Origin of the sequence: Azospirillum sp. A26 (assembly GCF_042604635.1) — a bacterium.
GTDB classification, from domain to species: domain Bacteria; phylum Pseudomonadota; class Alphaproteobacteria; order Azospirillales; family Azospirillaceae; genus Azospirillum; species Azospirillum palustre.
In genome coordinates this window covers 2,023,161-2,047,298 of the sequence record NZ_CP170472.1, presented here as the reverse complement: position 1 = coordinate 2,047,298, position 24,138 = coordinate 2,023,161, and the positions used below count along the sequence as shown (strand labels likewise).

22 protein-coding genes and 1 tRNA gene are annotated in these 24,138 nt (G+C 67.4%); 16 read left to right on the top strand and 7 right to left on the bottom strand.

Annotation, left to right across the window (positions count from 1 at the left end; all coding sequences use genetic code 11):
- Window positions 1-98 precede the first annotated feature (98 nt).
- The 5 genes from ABNQ39_RS10300 to ABNQ39_RS10280 all read left to right on the top strand — a co-directional run bounded on the left by ABNQ39_RS10300 (window position 99) and on the right by ABNQ39_RS10280 (window position 7,554).
- Window positions 99-554, top strand: coding sequence for a response regulator (locus tag ABNQ39_RS10300; RefSeq protein ID WP_376957455.1), 456 nt, complete (start codon window positions 99-101; stop codon window positions 552-554).
- A 955-nt stretch (window positions 555-1,509) separates the two neighbouring features.
- Window positions 1,510-3,456, top strand: a complete 1,947-nt coding sequence (locus ABNQ39_RS10295; RefSeq protein WP_098739016.1) for a PrkA family serine protein kinase — start codon at window positions 1,510-1,512, stop codon at window positions 3,454-3,456.
- A 148-nt stretch (window positions 3,457-3,604) separates the two neighbouring features.
- Entirely contained in the window at window positions 3,605-4,897 is a 1,293-nt protein-coding gene (locus ABNQ39_RS10290) for a YeaH/YhbH family protein (protein ID WP_376957453.1), read from the top strand.
- A 79-nt stretch (window positions 4,898-4,976) separates the two neighbouring features.
- Window positions 4,977-6,530, top strand: coding sequence for a SpoVR family protein (locus ABNQ39_RS10285; RefSeq protein WP_376957451.1), 1,554 nt, complete (start codon window positions 4,977-4,979; stop codon window positions 6,528-6,530).
- Between the two features lie 127 nt (window positions 6,531-6,657).
- A complete protein-coding gene (locus ABNQ39_RS10280; RefSeq protein ID WP_376957449.1) occupies window positions 6,658-7,554 on the top strand; it encodes an FkbM family methyltransferase in 897 nt (298 codons plus the stop codon).
- Between the two features lie 30 nt (window positions 7,555-7,584).
- Here ABNQ39_RS10280 and ABNQ39_RS10275 read toward each other — a convergent pair whose 3' ends face one another.
- On the bottom strand, window positions 7,585-8,451 hold the full coding sequence (locus ABNQ39_RS10275; protein WP_376957447.1) for a hypothetical protein: 867 nt from the start codon (window positions 8,449-8,451) through the stop codon (window positions 7,585-7,587).
- A gap of 187 nt (window positions 8,452-8,638) precedes the next feature.
- Here ABNQ39_RS10275 and ABNQ39_RS10270 point away from each other — a divergent pair, with 187 nt between their 5' ends.
- From ABNQ39_RS10270 to ABNQ39_RS10250, 5 genes are all read left to right on the top strand, one after another.
- The gene (locus ABNQ39_RS10270; RefSeq protein ID WP_376957445.1) at window positions 8,639-9,745 is read left to right on the top strand and encodes a serine hydrolase domain-containing protein; all 1,107 of its coding nucleotides are present in this window, start codon (window positions 8,639-8,641) and stop codon (window positions 9,743-9,745) included.
- 190 nt (window positions 9,746-9,935) lie between these two features.
- A complete protein-coding gene (locus ABNQ39_RS10265; RefSeq protein ID WP_376957443.1) occupies window positions 9,936-11,681 on the top strand; it encodes a long-chain-fatty-acid--CoA ligase in 1,746 nt (581 codons plus the stop codon).
- Window positions 11,678-11,968: an acylphosphatase gene (locus ABNQ39_RS10260; RefSeq protein ID WP_376957441.1), complete on the top strand. Its 291-nt coding sequence runs from the start codon at window positions 11,678-11,680 to the stop codon at window positions 11,966-11,968. The genes ABNQ39_RS10265 and ABNQ39_RS10260 overlap by 4 nt, the downstream gene beginning before the upstream one ends.
- A gap of 129 nt (window positions 11,969-12,097) precedes the next feature.
- On the top strand, window positions 12,098-12,985 hold the full coding sequence (locus tag ABNQ39_RS10255; protein WP_376957439.1) for a hypothetical protein: 888 nt from the start codon (window positions 12,098-12,100) through the stop codon (window positions 12,983-12,985).
- Window positions 12,972-13,484, top strand: a complete 513-nt coding sequence (locus ABNQ39_RS10250; RefSeq protein ID WP_376957437.1) for a hypothetical protein — start codon at window positions 12,972-12,974, stop codon at window positions 13,482-13,484. Before ABNQ39_RS10255 ends, ABNQ39_RS10250 begins: the two co-directional genes overlap by 14 nt.
- On the opposite strand, the gene lipB is transcribed toward ABNQ39_RS10250, so the two are convergent.
- Window positions 13,481-14,218: a lipoyl(octanoyl) transferase LipB gene (lipB, locus tag ABNQ39_RS10245; protein WP_376957435.1), complete on the bottom strand. Its 738-nt coding sequence runs from the start codon at window positions 14,216-14,218 to the stop codon at window positions 13,481-13,483. The two genes, ABNQ39_RS10250 and lipB, sit on opposite strands and share 4 nt — an antisense overlap.
- Window positions 14,219-14,403: 185 nt before the next feature.
- On the opposite strand from lipB, the gene ABNQ39_RS10240 reads away from it, so the two are divergent.
- A tRNA-Leu gene (locus tag ABNQ39_RS10240) sits at window positions 14,404-14,488 on the top strand.
- A gap of 122 nt (window positions 14,489-14,610) precedes the next feature.
- Here ABNQ39_RS10240 and ABNQ39_RS10235 read toward each other — a convergent pair.
- Window positions 14,611-15,324 carry a phosphatase PAP2 family protein gene (locus ABNQ39_RS10235; protein WP_376957433.1) on the bottom strand — a complete coding sequence of 238 codons (714 nt, stop codon included), beginning with the start codon at window positions 15,322-15,324 and terminating at the stop codon, window positions 14,611-14,613.
- Window positions 15,325-15,710: 386 nt separating this feature from the next.
- Here ABNQ39_RS10235 and ABNQ39_RS10230 point away from each other — a divergent pair, with 386 nt between their 5' ends.
- Window positions 15,711-16,031 (top strand): hypothetical protein, encoded by a 321-nt coding sequence (locus ABNQ39_RS10230; RefSeq protein ID WP_174471078.1) that lies wholly within the window; start codon window positions 15,711-15,713, stop codon window positions 16,029-16,031.
- Between the two features lie 92 nt (window positions 16,032-16,123).
- On the opposite strand, the gene ABNQ39_RS10225 is transcribed toward ABNQ39_RS10230, so the two are convergent.
- Window positions 16,124-16,426 carry an STAS domain-containing protein gene (locus tag ABNQ39_RS10225; RefSeq protein ID WP_376957431.1) on the bottom strand — a complete coding sequence of 101 codons (303 nt, stop codon included), beginning with the start codon at window positions 16,424-16,426 and terminating at the stop codon, window positions 16,124-16,126.
- A gap of 380 nt (window positions 16,427-16,806) precedes the next feature.
- Here ABNQ39_RS10225 and mgtE point away from each other — a divergent pair, with 380 nt between their 5' ends.
- Window positions 16,807-18,234: a magnesium transporter gene (gene mgtE / locus ABNQ39_RS10220; protein ID WP_376957429.1), complete on the top strand. Its 1,428-nt coding sequence runs from the start codon at window positions 16,807-16,809 to the stop codon at window positions 18,232-18,234.
- A gap of 129 nt (window positions 18,235-18,363) precedes the next feature.
- Here mgtE and ABNQ39_RS10215 read toward each other — a convergent pair whose 3' ends face one another.
- The gene (locus ABNQ39_RS10215; RefSeq protein WP_098739029.1) at window positions 18,364-19,320 is read right to left on the bottom strand and encodes an acetyl-CoA carboxylase carboxyltransferase subunit alpha; all 957 of its coding nucleotides are present in this window, start codon (window positions 19,318-19,320) and stop codon (window positions 18,364-18,366) included.
- Window positions 19,321-19,513: 193 nt separating this feature from the next.
- Between ABNQ39_RS10215 and ABNQ39_RS10210 the strand changes: the two genes are divergently transcribed.
- Window positions 19,514-20,296 carry a class I SAM-dependent methyltransferase gene (locus ABNQ39_RS10210; RefSeq protein WP_376957426.1) on the top strand — a complete coding sequence of 261 codons (783 nt, stop codon included), beginning with the start codon at window positions 19,514-19,516 and terminating at the stop codon, window positions 20,294-20,296.
- Window positions 20,297-20,327: 31 nt separating this feature from the next.
- Here the strand turns inward: ABNQ39_RS10210 and aceB are convergent, their stop codons facing one another.
- Complete coding sequence (gene aceB, locus ABNQ39_RS10205; protein WP_376957424.1) at window positions 20,328-21,947, bottom strand: malate synthase A; 1,620 nt, start codon at window positions 21,945-21,947, stop codon at window positions 20,328-20,330.
- A gap of 91 nt (window positions 21,948-22,038) precedes the next feature.
- Complete coding sequence (gene pspF / locus ABNQ39_RS10200) at window positions 22,039-23,079, bottom strand: phage shock protein operon transcriptional activator (protein WP_376957422.1); 1,041 nt, start codon at window positions 23,077-23,079, stop codon at window positions 22,039-22,041.
- Window positions 23,080-23,258: 179 nt separating this feature from the next.
- Here pspF and ABNQ39_RS10195 point away from each other — a divergent pair, with 179 nt between their 5' ends.
- Both ABNQ39_RS10195 and pspA read left to right on the top strand, forming a co-directional pair.
- Window positions 23,259-23,423 carry a hypothetical protein gene (locus ABNQ39_RS10195; protein ID WP_199235430.1) on the top strand — a complete coding sequence of 55 codons (165 nt, stop codon included), beginning with the start codon at window positions 23,259-23,261 and terminating at the stop codon, window positions 23,421-23,423.
- A 17-nt stretch (window positions 23,424-23,440) separates the two neighbouring features.
- Entirely contained in the window at window positions 23,441-24,112 is a 672-nt protein-coding gene (pspA, locus tag ABNQ39_RS10190) for a phage shock protein PspA (RefSeq protein WP_376957420.1), read from the top strand.
- Window positions 24,113-24,138 lie beyond the last annotated feature (26 nt).

The following is a 24,138-nucleotide window of genomic DNA, read 5'->3' as shown; positions in this document are numbered from 1 at the left end:
TTGCGCGTCTCCGGTTGCCATCGTACACAGGCCGGGTCACGAAATGACCGTCGGCGGCATTCCGCCGGCCGGTCGCTCAAGCGAAAGGGCGGGGCGTGGTGACTGACCGGTCGGCTGAGGGCGCTGCGGCAGGCAAGACGTCAGGCGAGACGGGGACGCCGTTCGGCGCCCTGTCGGTCCTGGTGGTCGAGGACGAATCCTTCACCCGCATGGTGCTGGCGAAGATGCTGGGCACACTGGGCGTCAAGGCGGTCCATCAGGCCGCCGACGGCGAATCGGGGCTGGCCGTGGTCGCTGCCCACGCGCCCGATCTGGTGCTGTGCGATGTGGAAATGCAACCGATGGACGGATTCGGCTTCGTCCGCGCCCTGCGCACCAGCGGCGAGTCGCGCCACAGCAGCCTGCCGGTCGTCTTCATGAGCGGCCGGGTCGATGACGACCGCAAAGCCCAGGCGCGCGACAGCGGCGCCCACGCGGTGCTGGCCAAGCCTGTCACCCCTGCGAGCCTGCGCGAGGCGCTGAGCATCGGGGTGAAGGCCTGGCAGCCGGTCTGAGGGGCGATGCTGACGGGCCATCCGGCGGAACGGCAGTCGGCATTGTCTGAAAGTCCGGTCTACCGCCGGAGATTGCTGCCGCCACTGGCGGCAAGCGGGGGGCGCCGGCCTGCCCTTAAAATTTCCCACCCCGTGGCAAGCGTGCCAAGCCATTGAAACAATTCGGTAATCCAGCGGTAGCCCCCCACCGTGCCGCGTTGGCGCCCCATCCTCACCCAATTTCCGCCTTGTTGATGAGCACGATTGGGACGCAACATGACCTCAAGGAAGTGTTGGGGGAGGTGTTGCGAGGCCGTGGCCGACACTGCGGCAGACCGCAAGCCCCCTTACCGGATATTGTTAAGGTTTGGAGTTCAGTATCGACGGTAAATCCCTGCGCCGTGCTTGGTCGAGGCGGTGCGTCTGCTTGAGGAGGCCGATGGCGTGACAAGGAGCGCCCGATGGAACCCGTATGGGTCGCATCGCACTGGGCAGTTCTTCCCGATCGGACGGGCAACGACGATTGCCGCCGGTTCCACGCCGTCACCGTCCGACACCGTCACACGTCTTTCCCCGAACCTTCCGACGCATGCGCGGCCGATACGCGCGTGGGTTGAGCAGGTGCGCTCGGCGCACCCACACCGGCCGCAGGACCTAGGTCCTATGGCTGAGGCCAGCTTCACCGCGGGCTTTCCGGCTATGGAGCCTGAGTGCCTGGAAAGCTCCAGGTGGAGCATTACATTCAAAAATGACTCGTTCGGGGGTCGCCGCGTCACGAGACGGACCTCTCCCGGCCTTCACAGGACCGTTCCTTACACCAGACCGCTGGCTTCTATCGCTGAGCGGGGAGGCTGCGGACCCTGCGCGGTCCGCGTCTTCCCTGGAGTGCCCCTTGGATCGCGGCATGCGCCGCGCCCTGCCGCCGCAGCCACCGGCGGCCCCCCGGCGCATCGGACCAGATAAGACGGAGCGACGAATGTTCCCGGCCGACGAACTGTTCACGCGCTACACGCAGAATTACGAGACCCGCCGCGAGACCGAGATGTCCCTGATGGACTATCTCCAGCTGTGCCGCGACGACCCGATGTCCTACGCCTCGGCCTCCGAACGCATCCTGGCCGCCATCGGCGAACCGGAGGTGGTCGACACGGCCCGCGACCCGCGCCTGGGCCGCATCTTCATGAACCGGACCATCAAGGTCTATCCCGCCTTCTCCGAGTTCTACGGCATGGAAGAGACGATCGAACGGATCGTCGGCTTCTTCCGGCACGCAGCGCAGGGGCTGGAGGAGCGCAAGCAGATCCTCTACCTGCTGGGCCCGGTCGGCGGCGGCAAGTCGTCGCTGGCGGAACGGCTGAAGTCGCTGGTGGAGAAATGCCCGATCTATGTGCTGAAGGCCGGCAAGGAGATCAGCCCGACCTTCGAAAGCCCGCTCGGCCTGTTCAACCCGGACGAGATCGGCGACGAGCTTGAGGAGCGCTTCGGCATTCCCAAGCGCCGCCTGACCGGGCTGATGAGCCCGTGGGCGGTCAAGCGCCTCGACGAGTTCGGCGGCGACATCAACCGCTTCAAGGTGGTGAAGCTCCACCCCAGCAAGCTGCGCCAGATCGGCGTCACCAAGACCGAGCCGGGCGACGAGAACAACCAGGACATCTCGTCCCTGGTCGGCAAGGTCGACATCCGCAAGCTGGAGATCTACAGCCAGAACGATCCCGACGCCTACAGCTTCTCCGGCGGCCTGAACCGGGCGACCCAGGGCATGCTCGAATTCGTCGAGATGTTCAAGGCCCCGATCAAGATGCTGCACCCGCTGCTGACCGCGACGCAGGAGGGCAACTATGTCGGCTCGGAGAACATCGGCGCCATTCCCTTCCAGGGCGTGATCCTGGCCCACTCCAACGAGGCGGAGTGGCAGACCTTCAAGAACAACAAGAACAACGAAGCCTTCATCGACCGCATCTGCGTGATCAAGGTTCCCTACTGCCTGCGGGTGGCGGAGGAGCAGAAGATCTACGAGAAGCTGGTCAACGGCTCCGATCTGTCGACTGCGCCCTGCGCGCCGGCGACGCTGGAGATGCTGGCGCGCTTCTCGGTGCTGTCGCGCCTGCGCGAGCATCCGAACAGCAGCGTTTACAGCAAGATGCGGGTCTATGACGGCGAGAGCGTCAAGGAGACCGATCCCAAGGCCAAGTCGATGCAGGAGTACAAGGACCAAGGCGGCGTCGACGAGGGCATGGGCGGCATCTCCACCCGCTTCGCCTTCAAGGTGCTCGCCTCGACCTTCAACTACGACTCGACCGAGATCTCGGCCGATCCGGTGCATCTGATGTATGTGCTGGAACAGGCGATCCGCCGCGAACAGTTCCCGGAGGAGACCGAGAAGAAATACGTCGAGTTCATCAAGGCCGAACTCGCCCCGCGCTACGCCGAGTTCATCGGCAACGAGATCCAGAAGGCCTATCTGGAATCCTACTCCGACTACGGCCAGAACCTGTTCGACCGTTATGTCGATTATGCCGATGCCTGGATCGAGGATCAGGACTTCAAGGATCCCGACACCGGCCAGTTGATGAACCGCGAGCTGCTGAACCAGGAGTTGACCAAGATCGAGAAGCCGGCGGGCATCGCCAACCCGAAGGACTTCCGCAACGAGGTGGTGAAGTTCGCCCTGCGCGCTCGGGCGGCCAATTCCGGCCGCAACCCGTCCTGGACCTCTTACGAGAAGATCCGCGAGGTGATCGAGAAGCGGATGTTCAGCCAGGTCGAGGATCTGCTGCCGGTCATCAGCTTCGGCTCGAAGAAGGACGGCGACACCGAGAAGAAGCACACCGAGTTCGTCTCGCGCATGATGACCCGCGGCTACACCGAGCGGCAGGTCCGCCGGCTGGTCGAGTGGTACATGCGGGTGAAGCAGGCGGGCTGAGGCCGGCGGGTTTGGACAGGTGGACCGAGGGGACGCTTAATTGCCGCGGGGCGGGGTGTTGCAACGCCCCGCGGCAACCCCACTGTCATAGAAAGCTGTCAGAATCCTAAGGCCGCGTGACGAAACGGGTGGGAGGGCCAGCCCCTTGATGAACATCATCGACCGTCGCCTGAACCCGCAGGGCAAGAGCCTGGCCAACCGCCAGCGGTTCCTGCGCCGTGCCAAGGAACAGGTGGTCAAGGCGGTCCGCGACGCCTCCGGAAAACGGGGCATCCAGGATATCGAGAACGGCGAGAAGGTGACGATCGCCGCCGGCGGCGTGCGCGAACCGTCCTTCCACCGCGCTGCCCAAGGCGGGGTGCGCGACTATGTCGTGCCCGGCAACAAGGAATATGTGGAAGGCGACACCATCCAGCGCCCGGACGGCGGCGGCGGTGGCCGCGGCAGCGAGGGCAGCGCCGACGGCGAGGGCGAGGACGAATTTCGCTTTGTCCTGTCGCGCGACGAGTTCCTCGACATCTTCCTGGAGGATCTGGAGCTTCCCGATCTGGTGAAGCAGAAGGTCAAGCAGTCTGAATCGCACACGCTGACGCGGGCCGGCTATTCGGTGTCGGGGTCGCCCGCCAACCTGAACCTTGTCCGCACCATGCGGAACAGCCTGTCGCGCCGCATCGCGCTGAAACGCCCGAAGCGCGACGAGATCCGCGAGCTGGAGGAGATGCTGCGCGAGGCCGAGGAGTCCGGCGAGGACGCCACGCAGATCCAGGCGTTGCGCGAACAGCTGGAACACATCGTCCTGCGTTCCCGCCGGATTCCTTTCATCGACCCGATCGACGTCCGCTACAACCGGTTCGAATCGGTGCCGAAGCCGATCGCCCAGGCGGTGATGTTCTGCCTGATGGACGTGTCCGGCTCGATGACCGAGCACATGAAGGATCTGGCCAAGCGCTTCTTCATGCTGCTGTACCTGTTCCTGCGGCGGCGCTACCGGTCGGTCGACATCGTCTTCATCCGCCACACCCACGAGGCCAAGGAGGTGGACGAGGAAACCTTCTTCTATTCCACCGAGACCGGCGGCACCGTGGTGTCGACGGCGCTGGAGGAGATGCAGAAGGTGGTGCAGGATCGCTACCCGCACAATGAATGGAACATCTACGCCGCCCAGGCGTCGGACGGCGACAACATGTCGTCGGACAACGCCAAGTCGGCGACCCTGCTGCGCGATGTCATCCTGCCGATGTGCCAGTATTTCGCCTACATCGAGGTGGCGGCGGAACACAATATGGGCCTGTCGGCGCTGGGCCGCGAAACCGAGCTGTGGCGTACCTACAAGCAGGTGCAGAGCCCGGAACGCCCGCTGGCGATGCGCCGCGTCCGCTCCCGCCGGGAGATCTTCCCGGTCTTCCGCGAGCTGTTCGCCCGCGAGAAGGCGGGAGCGTAAGGGGCGCCTGAGGGGATAAAGGGAAATCACCGCCCTCATCCCCCACAGGGGGCAGAGGGGCGGCAGGGGGAGATCGAGAATGACCGCTGTGATCACCAGACCCGAGGCGCTGCTGTATGACGGCGTCGAGTGGGATTACGACAAGATCAAGCGCGTCTATGACGCCATCGAGCACATCGCGCTGAAGGAGATGGGCCTCGACGTCTATCCCAACCAGATCGAGGTCATCACCGCCGAGCAGATGCTCGACGCCTATTCGTCCATCGGCATGCCGCTGATGTACAAGCACTGGTCCTTCGGCAAGCATTTCGCCCGCGACGAGATGATGTACCGCAAGGGCTATCGCGGCTTGGCCTACGAGATCGTCATCAACTCCAGCCCCTGCATCAGCTACATCATGGAAGAGAACACCATGACGATGCAGACGCTGGTGATCGCCCACGCCGCCTTCGGCCACAACCATTTCTTCAAGAACAACCAGCTGTTCCAGCAATGGACCGATGCCCAGGGCATCCTCGACTATCTGGAATTCGCCAAGACCTACATCGCCCATTGCGAGGAACGCTACGGCCATGCCACGGTGGAGCGGGTTCTGGACGCCGCCCATGCGCTGATGAGCCAGGGCGTGCACAAATACCCGAAGAAGCGCTCCGACCTGCGGACCGAGCAGCGGCGCGAGCGCGAGCGGCAGGAATATCAGGACCAGACCTTCAACGATTTGTGGCGCACGGTGCCCAAGACCGCCGCCGGCCCGCGCCCGGCCAAGTCGGTGTCGGAGCGCAAGAAGCTGCTGGGCCTGCCGGAGGAGAACATCCTCTATTTCCTGGAGAAGAAGGCGCCGCGGCTTGAGCACTGGCAGCGCGAGCTTCTGCGCATCGTCCGCCACATCTCGCAGTATTTCTATCCGCAGAAACAGACCAAGGTGATGAATGAGGGCTGCGCCACCTACGTCCATTACCAGATCATGAGCCGCCTGCACGAGACCGGCCAGATCAGCGAGGGCGCCTTCCTGGAGTTCCTGCATTCGCACACGTCCGTCGTGTTCCAGCCGGAATTCGACGACAAGCGCTTCTCCGGCCTGAACCCCTACGCGCTGGGCTTCGCGATGATGCAGGACATCGCCCGCATCGCCGAAAAGCCGACCGACGAGGACCGCCAGTGGTTCCCCGAGCTTGCCGGCCGCGGCGACGGCATGGCGGCGGTGCGCGAGGCCTGGGCCAATTTCCGCGACGAGAGCTTCGTCCTGCAATATCTCAGCCCGCATCTGATGCGGAAGCTGAAGCTGTTCAGCGTGCGCGACGACGCCGAAGACCCCTATCTGCTGGTCGATCACATCCACAACGAGCGCGGATACCGCGACATCCGCAAGAAGCTGGCCCGCCAGTACGACCTGGGCTATCTGGAGCCGGACATCCAGATCGTCGACGTCGATCTCGCCGGCGACCGCAAGCTGATCCTGCAGCACCGCGTCACCAACGGCGTGTTGCTGGACGAGAGCGACGCCAAGGCTGTGCTGCGCCACATCGCCAATCTGTGGGGCTACGAGGTGCAGTTGATCGAGGTGTCGGCGATCTCTGAGGCGATCCTGAAGGAGCACGCCGTCACCGCGCCCAGCGGGGTCGGCGTGGGTTAACGCCTTGCCCTCTCCCCCGGCCGCCGTACCGACGGGCCGGGGAAGGGGCGTCTCCCGGCTCCGGCGGACGCGACCTTTGCATCGGGCTCCGCTACACTTCCGGCCGATGGAGCGGCGGGAGGGGACGATGGCGGACGATCTGCTGGGCGGAGAGGGACCGGTCGGGCTGGTGAAGGCGCGGCACGGTTTGATGATGTACCGGCGGACCGACAGCGTCGTTGGCCGTTCGCTCGGCTATTACGGTGAATATTTCGAGCAGGAGGTCGCGCTGTTCCGCCAGTGCGTCCGGGCCGGCGACCGGGTGATCGACGTCGGCGCCAACATCGGCGCCCACACGGTGGCGCTGGCGCGGCTGGTCGGCCCCGCCGGCCGGGTGCTGGCGCTGGAGCCGGTCGACGCCAACCACCGGCTGCTCTGCGGAAATCTGGCGCTGAACGGGCTGGACTGGGCCGACGGCCTGCTGGCCGCCGCCGGGGCTGCCGACGGCATGCTGCATCTTGCCGCGGTGGCGATGGAGCAGGACGGCAATTACGGGGCGCTGTCGCTCGACGAACTGGCCGGCGACCGGCCGGTGCAGGTGCATCGCCTGGACGGGCTGGTCGGGGACAGATTGGCGGGGATCGGCCGCATCCGCCTGATCAAGATCGATGTCGAAGGGATGGAATCGGAGGTTCTGGAAGGCGCCCGTGGCCTGATCGCCCGCGACCGCCCGGTCCTGTATGTGGAAAACGACCGCCCCGACAAGTCGGCCTCCCTGATCCGCCTGCTCGGCGAGCTGGGCTATGCCTGCTACTGGTATCTGCCGGCCTTCCACAATCCCGCCAACTTCGCCGGCAGGTCGGACCCGATCTTCGGCTATGGGCTGGTCGACAACGGAACCGAGATCCACGGGCTGGGCATGGGGATCAACCTGTTCTGCCTGCCGGCGGAAGCGGGCGCGCGGATCAACGGCCTGCTGCCGGTCGCCGGTCCGGACGAGCATCCGCTGGTGCGCGGCCACAACGGGCGCTTCATCGGTGGCTGACGGCGCGGTGCCGTCCTGAGGACGGCCGAATCAGCGCTCCGGTTCGGGCTTGATGCCGGCTTCCTTCATGGCGTGCATCAGGTCCAGCATCACGGTGCTGATGTCGGGGAAGGACAGGGCCACCGCGTGGCGGTCGGGGTCGAGGCGCACCACATGGGCGATCTGCCGGCCGCCGACCCGATGGCCGGCCTTGTCCGGACGGCTTGTTTCCGGACCGGCTGCCTCCGGAATGTCCGGGCAATGCAGGTCCAGCCGCAGCTTGCCGCCGACGGCATGGGCGAACTCCTCCGGCGGCAGATCGACCAGCAGGCCGCGGGTCGACCAGTTGATCGTGGTGCAGCGCCGGCCCTCCGCCTCCACCGTCAGGACCGGATCGGCATAGCGGATGGCACGGCGGCGTTCGATCCCGTTCGGCGGCTTGGCGCCGACATCGTGCTGGTCGAGCCTGCGTTTGGCCGCCTGCTTGGTGCGGTCGTCCACCCCGTCCTTGCTGGTCATCAGCGTCGCCTGCACACGCCGTTCGACGCCGTGGCGGAACTCGTCGTCGGCACCCAAGCGCAGGGCCTTGGCGAAATGGTCCTTGGCCTGGGTCAGCAGCGCGTTGCGCCCCTTTTCGTCGCCGCGATGGCCGCAGCGTTCGGCCTGGACCAGCAGCGAATCGACGCTGCGCTGGTAGGCGCCGCGCTGGTAGATGCGGGACAGCTCGCGGAACTCGGCGGCGCGCAGGCTGGGGAATTCCCGGGTCTTCAGCAGCCCGGCCAGCGCCTCCGCCAGCGAGTTGACATGGGCGGGATCGCCGGTCTCCGCCTCCCGGCGCAGGATCCGGGCCGCCTCCTCCGCTTTGCGAAGCAGCTGATCTTCCAGTTTGCGGCGCTGGTCGGCGTCCATCACGGGCATGGCGCGGCCCTCCACACGGGCGGTCTCATCAGAATAGCCCAATTCGTGGGGTGCGTCAGCGGCCGGCTATGGTTAAGGGGACAGTTGAGGGGCGCCCCACTAGGATCGGACCGGATTTTCATTTGCCGGCCGACGGCCTTCTTATCTGCAAGGACAAACGGAACCGGCGGCGGGGAGCGGACAGGCGATGGGTAAGGACAGGAACGGGGCGGCCGGGGCGGATCCCGAATTGGCGGTGATGACCGTGGCGCTCGCCGGCCTGCTGGCAGAGGACAGCGCAAGCCCGGCCCCGGCTTCCACGGCGCTCGTCGCCATCGCCCGCGGCCGGGGCGCCGATGCGGAACCGGTGCGGACGCTGGTGCTGCGGCGGAAAGGGACGCATAGCGGGGCGACGGGCAGCGGAGCGGCGGGCGAAGATTTGGCCGACCGGCGGGCCCTGGTCTACAGCCTGACCAAGACCATTCTCGCCGCCGCCGTGCTGCGGCTGGTCGCCCGCGGCGTGGTCGAACTGGATGGGCCGGCGGAGCGCTGGCTGCCGGAACTGGCCGGCCGGCCGGGATCGGTCACCGTGGCGCAGATCCTGACCCATCGCGCCGGACTGCCGGATTATGGCGGACAGGCCGACTATCACACCGCCGTCGCCGCGGGTGCGGCGCCTTGGAGCGGCGACGAGTTCCTGGCCCGCTGCGGCCTGGAGGGGCCGCCGGTCGGCAGCTTCGCTTATTCCAACATCGGCTATCTGCTGATCGGCCGGCTGCTGGAGCGGGCGGGCGGCGCTCCGCTGGCGGAGGTTCTGGGACGCGAGGTCTTCGCGCCGCTCGGCCTCGCCAGCGCGTCGCTGCTGCGTGACCGCGCCGACCTCGACGGGCTGTTCTTCGGGGCGAGCCCGACCTTCGGCGGGGCTGCGGTGGCGGAGGCCTATCATCCCGGCTGGGTGTCGCATGGGGTGGTGGCGATGACGGCGGCGGATGCATGCCGCCTCATTCATGGATTGACCGAGGAGTATCTGCCGGGCCCGTTGCTGCGGCGGATGCGCGATGGGCTGCCGGTCGGCGGGCCGATGGGCGGGCGTCCCTGGGTCGAGCCGTCCTATGGGCTGGGGATGATGGTGGAACTGGACCCGGCGGCCGGTCCCTATTGGGGCCACACCGGCGGCGGTCCGGGGGTGACGCCGGCGGCTTACCACGCGCCGGGGCCGGTCCCGGTCTCCGTCGCCGTTTTCCTGGATGGCGAGGACGGGGGCCTTGCCGAATGGATGGCGGTGGAGGTGCTGCACCGGCTGCGCAGTCGGTAAGGGAGCGGGGCACCACATCCTCCGCTTGTTCATGGCCTGCTTGTTCATGCCGTTCTTGTTCAAGGGTGTCGCGATCCCATCTCCTCTCCAGGGGACAATTCCCCGCTTCCCGGCGTAGGCTTGGGAGAGAAGACGGTGCCGGGCGAAACCGGCAACCGGGAGCAGGAACCACTGGGGGAGGAACCGCGCGATGGGAGATGCCGCCCGCAAGCTGCCCGATTATCCATGGCTGGCCTCGTACCCGCCGACGGTCGACTGGGCCATGCCAGTTCCGGTCCGGCCGCTGACAGACCTTCTGGAGGGGGCGGTCGCCCGCCATGGCGACAAGCCCTGCCTGAATTTCCTCGGCAAGCGCACCAGCTACCGCGAGTTGGGCCGGATGGTCGACCGCGCCGCCCGCGGCTTCCAGGCCATCGGGGTGGGCAAGGGGACGCGGGTCGGGCTGTTCCTGCCCAACACGCCCTATTACGTCATCGCCTTCTTCGCCATCCTGAAGGCCGGCGGCACGGTGGTGAACTTCAACCCGCTCTATGCCGAGCGCGAACTGGTCCATCAGATCGGCGACAGCGACATCGACCTGATGGTCACGCTGGACCTGAAGCTGCTCTACGACAAGATGGCGCGGATGCTGGCCGAGACCGGATTAAAGCGGCTGGTGATCTGCCGCATGGCCGACATTTTGCCCTTCCCGAAGAACTGGCTGTTCCCCATCGCCAAGAAGGCGGAGATCGCGGCGATCCCGCGCGACGACCGCCACATCCCCTTTGCCACGCTGATCGCCAACGACGGCCGGCCGAGCCCGGTTGTCCTCGATGCGCGCGAGGATGTCGCGGTTCTGCAATACACCGGCGGCACCACCGGCGTGCCGAAGGGTGCGATGCTGACCCACGCCAACCTCTACGCCAACACCATCCAGTGCGCGACCTGGTACGCGGCGAAGGAGCGCAAGCCGGGCGAGGGCGGTGCGGAAGACGGGCAGGAGCGCATGCTGGGCGTGCTGCCGCTGTTCCATGTCTTCGCCATGACCGCGGTGATGAATTTCGGCCTGCATCTGGGGGCGGAGATCATCCTGCTGCCGCGCTTCGAACTGGAGCAGGTGATGCGCACCCTGCAGAAGGAGCGGATCACCCTGTTCCCGGCGGTGCCGACCATCTACACGGCGATCAACCATCACAAGCACCTGACGGACTACGACCTGTCCTCCATCCGCTTCTGCATGTCGGGGGGCGCGCCGCTGCCGCTGGAGGTGAAGGAGGCGTTCGAGCGCACCACCGGCTGCACGCTGGTGGAGGGCTATGGACTGTCGGAATGCTCGCCCGTCGCGACGGTGAACCCGGCGGTGCTGCACAGCGATAAGAAGGGCTCCATCGGCTTGCCGCTGCCCGGCACGATCATCGAGATCGTCAGCCTGGAGGAGCCGCGCCGCGTCCTGCCCCCCGGCGAGAAGGGCGAGGTCTGCATCCGCGGGCCGCAGGTGATGAAGGGCTATTGGCGCCGCCCGGCCGAAACGGCGCAGACGCTGATCGACGGGCGGCTGCACACCGGCGATGTCGGGATCATGGACGAGGACGGCTACACCACCATCGTCGACCGCATCAAGGACATGATCCTGTGCAGCGGCTTCAACGTCTATCCCCGCAATGTGGAGGAGGCGATCTACCTGCACCCCGCCGTTGCCGAATGCGTGGTGGCCGGCGTGCCGGACGAGTATCGCGGCCAGACGGTCAAGGCCTATGTCCGGCTGGACGACGGCCAGAGCCTGACCGCCGAGGCGCTGATCGCCTTCCTGAAGGACAAGCTGTCGCCCATCGAGATGCCGAAAGTCGTGGAATTCCGCCAGGAGCTGCCCAAGACCATGATCGGAAAGCTGTCGCGCAAGGCCCTGCTGGACGAGGAGCAGGGCAGGCGCAACGCCGGGAAGGGTGGCGCCGCATGAGCGCTGTTGAGCGGAAGGCGGTGCGTGTCCGCATCCAGGGCAAGGTGCAGGGGGTGTGGTATCGCGGCTGGACCGTCGACCGGGCCGGCACGCTCGGCCTGACCGGCTGGGTGCGCAACCGCAGCGAAGGCACGGTGGAGGCCCTGTTCGCCGGTCCCGCCGACGCCGTCGACCGCATGCTGGAGGACTGCCGCCGCGGCCCGCCCTCGGCAATCGTCCGCGACGTGGTGTCCGAACCGGAGCAGGATCCGGGCATGGCCGGATTCGAGCAGCGGCCGACGGCGTGAGCCCTGCGTTAGCCTTCCGCTAACCATGATGGCGGCATGCTGGCGGTGGACGCGGGTTTTGGGCCTTGTGGTTGAGGGGCGACGGCCGGGATGACCGCCAGCAAATCGGATGTGGCCGGGATGAAGGCCATGCTCACTGGTGTCTTCGCCAAGGCGGCGAAGGCGAAGGACAAGGCTGGGGACAAGGCTGGCCGCAAGCCGGGGGCCGCCCCGGCTCCGCAATCCTCCACTGTGGCGGGGCACGACCCCGCCGTCCGTCTCAGCCTGGGGCCGGGGGCGGTGGAGGGGGCGATGGAGGATGCGGCGGCACGCCCGTTCCAAGCCCCGGCGGGTGACGATGACCTTGCCGACCGGCTGGACCCCGCGATCCGGGCGCTGGCGCGCGATCTGGGGCGGCTGCTGACCGCCTTCGGGATGGGCGGGAGCGAGGGCGCAGTGGCGGAGACGGCGCTGGCTGCCCGCTTCGGCGATGCGGAGCGCCGGGCCGCTGTCGCGGCGCTGGACGGTCCGGCCGGTGCGTTGCAGCCCTTGGCAGACGATGCCCGGCAGGATGTGGCGGTCGAGCTGAGCGGGATCGGCCTTGTCCTGTCCGATGGGACGGCGGGCTTGCGGTTGGACAATGCGGCCCTTGCGCTGGCGCGGGTGCCGGCGGAGGAGAAGGGGGAGGGGCTGGCGGCCATGCTCGGCGCCCTCCGCTCCGCTATCAGGCCGGGCAAGGGGTTGACGGTCGAGACCGACCGGGTCGCCATCGACGATCTGGGCCGGGTGATGGAGATTCTGACCGCGGCGATAATCACGCCGCCGCAAGGTCTGGAAGGCACGGTGACGCTGTCGCCCTTGGGTGCGCCTGCCGATGGCGGGGCGATGGAGCTGGCGCTGACGCTTTCGGGCCGGCTGGGAGAGGCGGCGACCGCCGCACCGCCCGAATGCAAGCCGGCAAAGGAGCGACCGCCCAGCAATGCGGTGGTCAATGCAGTGGGCGAGGGGAAGGAGCGTGGGTTCGATGTCCGGATTTGATGTGCGCTTCCTGGCGGTCCTTTCCTTGTGCGCACTGGCGCTGCCTGGGGCCGCCCCGGTGCTGGCCGGTGCGCTGGAGCGGACGGAGCCCGGCCATCAGGCGCCGCCGCAGCCGGGGGGCAACCTGCCCATCGCGCCGCCCATCGTGCAATATGCGCTGCCGTCGCAATGGATGACGATCCGCTCCAAGGAGGACTGGCGCAAGGCCGGCACCTTCGAGAAGGAGCTGAGCAAGGACTGCGCCGCCCTGCGCTTCGGCGAAATCGAGCCGATGCGCTTCCGCGCCTATTACAAGGGCGAGGTGCTGGGCGTCGCCTTCGGCCATGGGCTGAACCTGCGCGACCCCGGCAAGAAGGCCGACCGCAAGAAGATCTACCTGTTCCGCAACGGCGATTCGACCAACTGCACCGTTCAGTCGATGGACAACAAGGACCCGCGGGTGAACCCCGCCGGCAACCAGGCCGCCACCCCGGCCGCCGGCGGGTTCAAGAAGTATTAGACTTCCGACTCTTCCCGCAGCGGGCCGCCGAACACCTCCGGCCATGCCGCGATCAGGGCGGAGTCGACATCTTCCATCGTCACCAGCTGGCCCAGCGCCACGATGGAGGTGACGCCATGGTCGGCGATGCCGCAGGGGACGATGCCGCCGAAATGGGACAGGTCCGGCTCGACGTTCAGGGAGATGCCGTGGAAGCTGACCCAGCGGCGCACCCGCACGCCGATGGCGGCGATCTTGTCCTCCTGCCCCTTCAGCCCGCCATAGGGCTGCTTGTCGACCCAGATGCCGACGCGCCCCTCGCGCCGCTCCCCCTTGATGTTGAAGGAGGCGAGCGTGCGGATGATCCACTCCTCCAAGTCGCGGACGAAGCCGCGGATGTCGGCGCCACGTGCCTTCAGGTCCAGCATGACATAGGCAACCCGCTGTCCCGGCCCGTGATAGGTGTACTGGCCGCCGCGGCCGCTGCGGTAGACGGGGAAGCGGTCGGCCTCCAGCAGATCCTCGTCGCGCGCGCTGGTGCCGGCGGTGTAGAGCGGCGGATGTTCCAGCAGCCAGACCAGTTCCGGTGCCGTGCCGGCGCGGATCGCCTCGACGCGCGCCTCCATCTCGGCGATGGCGTCGGGGTAGGGCACCGGCTCGTCGGAGATGCGCCACTCGATCGGCTGCCGGGCGGTGGAAGTCTCGGCGGGCTGACTGGCGGAAAGGCTGGCAGGCTGGCTGATCAGGGAGGTCATTCGATGGGGTCTCTGGCGCTATGGGCGGCGGTGCCGGCAAGGGTCCGTTGGACCGGCCGGAGGGCCGTTCCGAATTTTTCTTCGCAGAAGATGATTGTAGCGCTTGATCGACCGTCGGGAAGCTGATATCTACCCGCTCCACCCGATGAGGCGCGCAAGCGAGCGTCGGGGACTACCAGCCTGATGCGGTCGTGGCGGAATTGGTAGACGCGCAGCGTTGAGGTCGCTGTGGGGCAACCCGTGGAAGTTCGAGTCTTCTCGACCGCACCACTCTCCCATGCAGATGGGACCATCCCGGGGATACGGGAAAGACGAAAGGCCCGCAGGTCGCAAGACCGAGCGGGCTTTTTCGTGTCCGGGCTCCGGGGCTATCCGGGCTCCGGGCTGCGCCATCACCCCGCCAGCGCGTGCAGCAGCTTCGATGCTCCGCCCGCGGCGCGGCGGACATCCTCGAACAGCACCATCATCTCGTAGATCGCCAGGAAGGCGCCGCTGTAGAACCAGGGGCGCCAGCGTTCCTCGATCCAGGCGACCAGCCGGTGGACGCCGTCCATCGGCAGCAGGCGGGCGACCGCCACGGCGCTGAGGATGCCCAGCAGCGCACCGCCGGTGACGTCGCCGGGGTAATGCAGGCCGAGATAGACCCGCGGCAGGGAGATCACCAGCGCCGCCCACAGGCAGGCCAGCAGTCCCCATGGGCGGGAGGCGCGGACGAAGGTGGCGGCCAGTGCGAAGCCCAGGGCGGCATTGTCGCTGGGGAAGGAACTCCAGTTCTTCAGCGCCTCGCGGCTCTGGCCGATGGGCGGGACGAAGGGCAGGCCGGCGTCGTGCAGCGGCCGGGGCCGGGCCGGCATCACCGCCTGGATCAGGATGGATGCCGCCACCGCCAGCACCACGGCGGCGATGGCATCCACCACCAGCCGGCGTCCGCCCTGCGTGTCTTCCCGGCGGAACCACAGCCACCATAGCGCCGCACTGAACAGGCCGAGCTTGACCAGATAGATGTTGGCGATCCCGCGCACCGCCATGTCCAAGGCCGCGCTGTGCCCGGCAAACTGGTTCAGCCAGAGCAGCAGCGTCTGGTCGAGGCGATGCAGTGGCTCCACACGGCGTCTCCTCTGCTGGACGGGGGAGGGGAAAGTGTTGCGGTTATATGACAGGGGCGGTCAATGGAGCATCGGAAGGCGCCATCCGGGTCAGGGGCGGCGGCTTCGGGGTGCCTCTCCCGCCGGTGCGTCGTGCTGGTACCGGGCCATACACTCCCGATTGCAGACAGCGGGCGGCTTCATGAGATGAAGAAGCATTTGGTATCGACATCGATAACATGAAGAAAATATAATCGGCTGAATGATGCTGACAGAGAACAATTGGCCCGCTGTTTGTCTGCCCTACTCTTGCCGCCTATCGAAAGTGGTAATATCCTGCACTGCGAAAGCCGGAATGAATGGCGCTGCGCCAGACCATTCCAGACGCGGATTGCACGGGGGATTTTATGGCGACTGTCGTGATGATGAAGCACCCGCAGACGGGGCTTACCAAGAAGGGTCTGGTCGGATTCAGCTGGACCACCCTGTTCTTCGGCGGCTTTCCCGCCCTGTTCCGCGGCGACTGGGGAATGGGGCTTCTCCTGACGCTGCTGGCCTTCTTCACCGGTAACATTTCCAGCATCATTGCCGCGTTTCTCTACAACAAGAGCTACACGTCCAAGCTGATCGAGAAGGGCTATGTCTTCGCTGACACCGAGGCGCTGAACAGCCTGGCCCGCGCCAAGCTCGGCGTCGATACGGCCGCTGCGGTGCCGAACCCGACCTGATCGGTCGTGACCGTTCGATCTCGAGGCGGAAAAGACGAAGGGCGGGGCACGGCGCGGCACCGCCCTTCGTCTTTTCCGGCCCCTTGTCCTTTTCAGCGGAACTCGATGTAGCGGTCCAGCGTGGCGCGGCGTAGCGCGCGGACGATGTGAGGGGGCGCGCCGCTGGCGACGATGTGGCCGCCGGCCTCCCGGCAGCGGTTGGCCAGGATGAACATCATCCCGATGGCGGCGGAATCGATGAAGGTGACGAAACGCAGGTCGATCCGGGCCACCGGTTTGGCTGCGAAATCCCAGTCGCGCAGCATGTCATGGAAGCGGTTGCCATCCTCATAGGTGCAGCGGCCGGACAACAGGATGCCGTCGCAACCATCGACGTTGGTGAAGGCATACTCCATCGGCCCGTCCAGTCCCTCTCCCCATGATGCGGTGCCTGCAATGCGCCGCCGGCCCATGGGAGCATGAAGGGTTGCTGCGGTGCAAGGGTATGGTGGCAAAAGCGGCCGGGCCGGCCGGCCGGTGCCGAAGCAGGCTGGACAAACCGGGGCGGCGCCTCTATGTCGGGGTCGCTTCCGCCGACGCCGGTCCCGCTCCTGTGCAGCGGGCCTCCGGGAACCGGCCGGAAGGCTTCCACAACCCGCAAACCCCGAACGCCGCCGGCCACCGTCCGAGGTCGCGGAGGTGCCAGCCTTTCCCTTGCCGCCGTTCCCTCGCCGCGGGACCTCCGGCATTCCGGCTTGGCATCCGGGGATTGCATCGTCGAAGGGAGGGTGCCGGCATGCACACCGATCCCCATGCACCGGTTCCGCGGGCGGACAGTGCCGCCAGCCCCCATGGCCACGGCCTGGAGGCGGAGGACGAGCGTCGTTACGGCGTCGAGCCGGAGTTCGTCGGGGAGATCGCCGGCCTGCTGCGCGCCCGCGAGCGCGATGCCGTGCTGGCGCGGCTGGATGGGCTGCATGCCGCCGACATCGCCGACCTGATCGAACAGGCGGAGCCGGCCGAGCGTGCCGACCTGATCGACCTGCTGCCCACCGAGCTGGACGGCGAGGTGCTGTCCTATCTGAACCCGAACCTGCGCGAATCGCTGATCGGGCGGTTCGAGCCGCAGGAACTGGCCGACGCCGTCGCCGACCTCGACACCGACGATGCGGTCGAACTGATCGAGGATCTGGACGCGGAGACGCGGGCGCAGATCCTGGCGAAGCTGCCCGACGCCGAGCGCGCGCTGGTTCAGGAGAACCTGACCTACGACGAGGACAGCGCCGGCCGCATGATGCAGCGCGAGCTGGTCGCGGTGCCGGAATTCTGGACGGTCGGCAAGACCATCGACTTCGTCCGGGCGGCGACCGACACGCTGCCGGAGGATTTCTACGACATCTTCATCGTCGACCCGATGCACCGGGTGGTCGGGGCCGTGCCGCTGTCGCGCCTGCTGCGCCAGCGCCGGGCCGTGCGCATCGCCGATCTGGTAACCGGCGAGGTCGACGCCATCCCCGCCACCATGGAGCGGGAGGAGGTGGCGAACCTGTTCCGGCAATATGCCCTGGTCTCCGCTCCCGTGGTCGATGCCGCCGGCCGGCTGATCGGCGTCATCACCGTCGACGACGTCGTGCGCGTCATCGACGAGGAAGCGGACGACGATCTGCGCAAGCTGAGCGGGTCGGGCGACAGCGGTGTGTTCAGCGGCATCGGCGACATCGCCCGCAGCCGTGTCGGCTGGCTGACCATCAACCTCGGCACCGCCTTCCTGGCCTCGGGCGTCATCTCGCTGTTCGAGGGCACCATCGAGCAGATCGTGGCGCTGGCGGTGCTGATGCCCATCGTCGCCTCGATGGGCGGCAATGCCGGCACCCAGACGCTGGCCGTCGTCGTCCGCGCGCTGGCGACGCACGACCTGTCGTCGGCCAATGCGATGCGCGTGGTGGGGAAGGAGCTGCTGGTCGGGCTGATCAACGGCGGCATCTTCGCCGTGATGGTCGGGCTGATCGCGCTGGTCTGGTACGGCCCGCTGATCGGCGTCGTCATCGGGCTCGCCATGATCATCAATCTGGTTGTGGCGGGCTTGAGCGGAGCGCTGATCCCGCTGGGGCTCGAAAAGCTGGGGGTCGACCCGGCGGTGTCGAGTGCGGTGTTCCTGACGACGGTGACGGATGTCGTCGGGTTCCTGGCGTTCCTCGGGCTGGCGTCGGTGTTCCTGCTGTAAGGAGCAGGATGGAGGGCGATTGCGCCCCCTGCCTTATCCATTCCCCGCCCCGTTCGACCGAGGAGCGGGCCGAACGGGGGGAGGGGTGGAAAAGGGTAAAGGAATGGAGAGGCGGGAAGGAGCCGGGCCTCAGCCCAGCCCCTTCTGACCCATCTCCAGGAACTTCTCGCGGCGCTTGGCGCGCAGGGTGACGCCGTCCAGCCCGTCCAGTTCGCCCAGCGACTCCTCGATGCAGTCGCCCAGCTTCCTGATCGTCTCGGCCGGGTCGCGGTGGGCGCCGCCGATGGGCTCGCTCACCACATGGTCGATGACGCCCAGCTCCTTCAGGTCCTGGCTGATCAGGCGCAGCGCGATGGCCGCCTCGCCCGCCATGTCGGAGCTGCGCCACAGGATCGACGCGCAGCCTTCCGGCGAGATCACCGAATAGATGGCGTGTTCCAGCATCAGCACGCGGTCGGCGGTGGCGATGGCGATGGCGCCGCCCGAGCCGCCCTCGCCGATGACCGAGGCGACCATCGGCACGTTCAGCCGCAGGCAGCGCTCGATGCTCTTGGCGATGGCCTCGGCCTGGCCGCGCTCCTCCGCCTGGACGCCGGGGAAGGCGCCGGCGGTGTCGACCAGCGAGACCACCGGCAGCTTGAAGCGGTCGGCCAGATCCATCAGGCGCTGGGCCTTGCGGTAGCCTTCCGGCTTCGCCATGCCGAAATTGTGGCGGACGCGGGTTTCGGTGTCGTTGCCCTTTTCCTGACCGATCACCACCACGGACCGGCCGCGGAAGCGACCCAGACCGCCGATGACCGCGCGGTCCTCGGCGAAATGGCGGTCGCCGGCGAGCGGCGTGAAGTCCTCGATCAGACCATGCACATAGTCCAGGCAGTGCGGCCGGTTGGGGTGGCGGGCCACCTGTACCTTCTGCGCGGGCGTGAGCTTGGCGTAGGTCTGCCGCAGGAGCTTGTCGACCTTGGCCTGCAGCTTGGCGACCTCGTCGGCGATGTTGATGTCGCCGGCGTTGGTCAGATGCCGCAACTCCTCGATCTTGCCTTCGAGCTCGGCGATGGGCTTTTCGAATTCCAGGAAGGTCTGCATGCCGGACACAGGTGGTTGGCGAGGCGCACGAAAAATCGCGCGCTTGGTAGCACGCCCGGCGCGCCTGCGCCACAGCGGAAAGGTGCGGGTCACCCTGGGAAGGGTTCCGCGACGAACCCACAGGGTTTATCCTCATCGGCCGGGAAATTCCAAGCCTAATCGTTGTCCCGGTTGATCGAGGCGATCCCATCCCATGCACTCCTTCCCCCCACCTTCCTTCCCCCCGCCTTCCTTCAAGGACCATTTCTCCGGCCATGCCGGCGATTACCGCGCGTTCCGGCCGACCTATCCGCCCGGATTGGCCGCCGCCCTGGCCGATGCGGCACCGGCGCGCGGGCTGGCCTGGGACGTCGGCTGCGGCAACGGGCAATTCTCCGTGGCACTGGCCGGCCACTTCGCGGCGGTCCAGGCCACCGACGCCAGCGCCGAGCAGATCGCGCAAGGCCAAGCGCACGATCGCGTCCGCTATGCCGTCGCCCCGGCGGAGGAGAGCGGCCTGCCCGACGGCTGCTGCGACCTGATCGTCGCGGCGCAGGCGGCGCACTGGTTCGACCTCGGGCGCTTCTATGCCGAGGTGCGGCGGGTGGCGAAGCCGGGGGCGGCGGTGGCGCTGGTCTGCTACGGCCGGCAGTGGCTGGACGATCCCGTGCTGGACCCGGTGGTGGAGCGGTTCCACAACGGCACGCTGGGACCTTACTGGCCGGCCGACCGCTGGAAGGTGATCGAGGGCTATCGCGGCATGGACTTCCCGTTTTCGGAGCTGCCGGTGCCGCCGCTGGCGATGGAGGCGGTGTGGCCGCTGCCGCGCCTGCTCGGCTACATGAACACTTGGTCGGGGGTGAAGGCAGCGACCAAGGCGCTGGGCAGCAACCCGCTGGAGGGTTTTACCGAAGAGATCGCGCCGCTGTGGGGCGATCCGGAGACGGAGCGGCGGATCCGCTGGCCGCTGACGGTCAGGCTGGGACGGGTGGGGTAGGGGGCGCTGCACCCCCTACGGCGTTTCCCCTTTACGCCCCCTCCGCGACCACGCGCTCATAGGCCGGCAGGGTCAGGAAGTCGGTGAAATCCTCCCGCGCCACCAGATCGCGGAACAGGGACGCGGCATCGGCGTAGCGGCCCTTGGCATAAGCATCAACGCCGACGCGGGTTTCCCAGGCCGACAGCTCCTCGGCGACGATGCGGTCGACGAGGTCCAGCGTCACGGCCTGACCGTCGTCCAGCGCGGTGCCGGTGTGGACCCACTGCCAGACCTGGGTACGGCTGATCTCCGCCGTGGCGGCGTCCTCCATCAGGTTGAACAGCGGGACGCAGCCCTGGCCGCGCAGCCACGCCTCGATATAGCCGATGCCGACCGCCACGTTGTTGCGCAGGCCCGCCTCGGTCTTCGGCCCGGCAGGCACCGCCAGCAGGTCGGCGGCGGTGACGGTCACGTCGGTGCGCTTGCGGGCGATCTGGTTCGGCGTCGGCATGTAGGCGTCGAACACCTCGCGCGCCACCGGCACCAGTCCGGGATGGGCGACCCAGGTGCCGTCATGGCCGTTGGACGCCTCGCGCTCCTTGTCGGCGCGCACGCGGGAGAAGGCGACCTCGTTGGCCTCATGGTTGTCCTTCACCGGGATGAAGGCGGCCATGCCGCCGATGGCCGGCGCGCCGCGGCGGTGGCAGGTCCGGATCGCCAGCTGGCTGTAGGCCGACAGGAAAGGTGTGGCCATCGTCACCTCCGCCCGGTCGGGCATGACGGCGGCGGGGTCCTTGCGGAACTTCTTGATGAAGCTGAAGATATAGTCCCAGCGGCCGCAATTCAGGCCGGCGGAATGCTCGCGCAGTTCATACAGGATCTCGTCCATCTCGAAGGCGGCGAGGATGGTCTCGATCAGCACCGTCGCCTTGATCGAGCCGTGCGGCAGGTGGAGATACTCCTCCGCCACCAGGAAGACCTCGCGCCACAGCCGCGCCTCGAAATGGCTTTCCAGCTTGGGCAGGTAGAAATAGGGGCCGCTGCCGCGGGCCAGCAGTTCCTGCGCGTTGTGGAAGACATGCAGGCCGAAATCGAACAGCGCGCCCGACATCGGCTCGCCGTCCATCAACACATGGCGCTCCTCCAGATGCCAGCCGCGCGGCCGGACCTTGAGCACCGCGGTCTTGTCGCTGAGGCGGTATTTCTTCCCGCTGGCGGGTTCCTCGTGGGTGATGGTCCGGCGCACCGCGTCGCGGATGTTGATCTGCCCCTCGACCAGATTGGTCCAGGTCGGGCAGGTGGCATCCTCGTAATCGGCCATGAAGACTTTGGCGCCGCTGTTCAGCGCGTTGATGACCATCTTGCGGTCGACCGGGCCGGTGATCTCCACCCGGCGGTCGAGCAGGTCGACGGGCAGCGGGCTGATGGTCCAGTCGGCCTCGCGGATCGCGCGGGTTTCCGGCGGGAAGTCGGGCTTGTGGCCCTGGTCGAGCAAAGCCTGCCGCTTGGTCCGCACATCCAGCAGCCGCAGCCGTTCGCCGCCGAAGCGCCCCTCCAGCTCCGCCAGGAAGGCCATCGCCTCCGGCGTCAGGATCTCCTCGAAACCGGGGTTGATCGGACCGCGGACCTCAAGACCTGAAATAATCGGGCCGGACATGCTGGTGGCCATCGTGCTGCTCCCCATCCCATAGCGTGGCGAACCGCTCTCCCGGCGGTTGGGCGACTGGTATAACACGGGAAACGGGCGGTCCGGGGACGGCCTAAGGTCGCAGATGGGCGGGCGGGATCAGCCCGTGCTTCTTCAGCATGCCGCGCAGCTGGTGATAGCCCAGCCCGAGAGCCTCGGCGGTCTGGCGCTGGTTGAAGCGGTTGCGCTCCAGCGCGTCGCGCAGGATCGACGCCTCGAAGGCGCGGACCTGATCGAGGATGCCGCCGTCGAAGGTGGAGACAGGAGCGGGGGCTTTCGCCTGGGGAGAAGCCGCTTCCGGACGGGCCGCCTCCATGCGTGCCGTTGGGGCGGCGGCCGGACGCCAGGGCGATTCGAAGGGATCGAGGACGATGTGGTCGAGCGGCTCGTCGGGGTCGGCGGCGGCGACGGAGCGCTCCACCGCGTTGCGCAGCTCGCGCACGTTGCCGGGCCAGTCATGGGCGCGCAGCCGGTCCAGCGCGTCGTCGGTGAAGCCGGGGAACAGCGGGCGCTGCAGCTCGCGCACCATGCCATGCGCGAAATGCTCGGCCAGCGGCGGGATGTCGTCGGGGCGGGCGCGCAGCGGCGGCAGGGTCACCACGTCGAAGGCCAGCCGGTCCAGCAGGTCGGCGCGGAAGCGACCGGCGGCGGCCAGTGCCGGCAAATCGGCGTTGGTGGCGCCGACCACCCGGACATCGACGGTGGCGGTGCGGCCGCCGACCCGCTCGATCTCGCCATACTCGACGGCGCGCAGCAGCTTTTCCTGAACGGCCGGGGAGGCGGTTGCGATCTCGTCGAGGAACAGGGTGCCGCCGTCCGCCTGCTCGATCCGGCCGATCTGGCGGCGGGTGGCGCCGGTGAAGGCCCCGGCCTCATGCCCGAACAGCTCCGAATCCAGCAGCGACTCCGGCAGGGCCGCGCAGTTCACCTTGACGAAGGGGCGGTCCCATCGCTGCGACAGGTAGTGCAGGCGGGCGGCGATCAGCTCCTTGCCGGTCCCGCGCTCCCCGATCACCAGCACAGGGCGCTCCAGCGGTGCCACCCGCGACACATGGGTCAGCGTGGCGAGGAAGGCCGGCGATTCGCCGAGGAGGGAAGGCGGAGTAACCGTCATCGTTGATTTCGCCATCAGTTCGCCGATATGGCGATGATATCGCTTGAATGGCGATACGGCAATGCACGGGTCCTGCTGGTCCGGCGCGCCGAATGTCCAGGCGCTTCAACGGGTTGGTTGCCATTCGGCGGAATTGGCACGGCGGTTGCGATAGCTCTGTCATGGCAAGGAGGTCATCCATGAGCGACTTCAGCGATTTCCGCCGCCGCTACGGCGGTGACCGCTTCAACGCTTCGCAGGGGCGCCCGCTGGCGCGCCGCGTGCGCAACTATCTCGCCACCCGGCCGGCCGAAAGCTGGCTGTTCTTCTTCGCCGGCATCGTCGCCGGCGCCATCCTCGGCTGATTGACGGGACACGTATCATGAGCATCTTTTCGCGCCTGACCGACATCGTGCAGTCGAACCTCAACTCCCTGCTCGACCGCGCCGAGGAGCCGGAGAAGCTGATCCGCCTGATCATCCAGGAGATGGAGGACACGCTGGTCGAGGTGCGCTCCTCCACCGTCAAGATCATCGCGGAGAAGAAGGAGATCGAACGCCGCGTCGCCGATCTCCGCCGCGAGCGCGACGAATGGGACCGCAAGGCCGAAGTGGCGCTGACCGCCGGCCGCGAGGACCTCGCCAAGGGCGCCCTGATCGCCAAGTCGAAGGTCGCCGAGCAGGCCGACACGCTGACCGAACAGCTGGTGCAGGTCGAAGCGGCCCTGACCAAGGCCAACGAGGACATCGGCCGCCTGCAGGCCAAGCTGACCGACGCCAAGGCCCGCGAGAAGGCGCTGGTCGCCCGCACCCAGACCGCGGCCAACCGCGTCAAGGTGCGCGGTGCCCTGCATGACGAGCGCATCAACGAGGCGCTGTCGCGCTTCGAGCAGGTCGAACGCAACCTGGACGAGCTGGAGGGCCGCGTCGAGTCCTACGACATCGGCCGCACCAAGAGCCTGACCGAGGAGATCGCCGAGCTTGAGGCGAGCCAGAAGGTCGAAGAGGATCTGGCCGCGCTGAAGGCCCGCATCGCCGGCCGCCGCAACGGCTGACGGTGGATCGGACCCGGCTGGGGTGG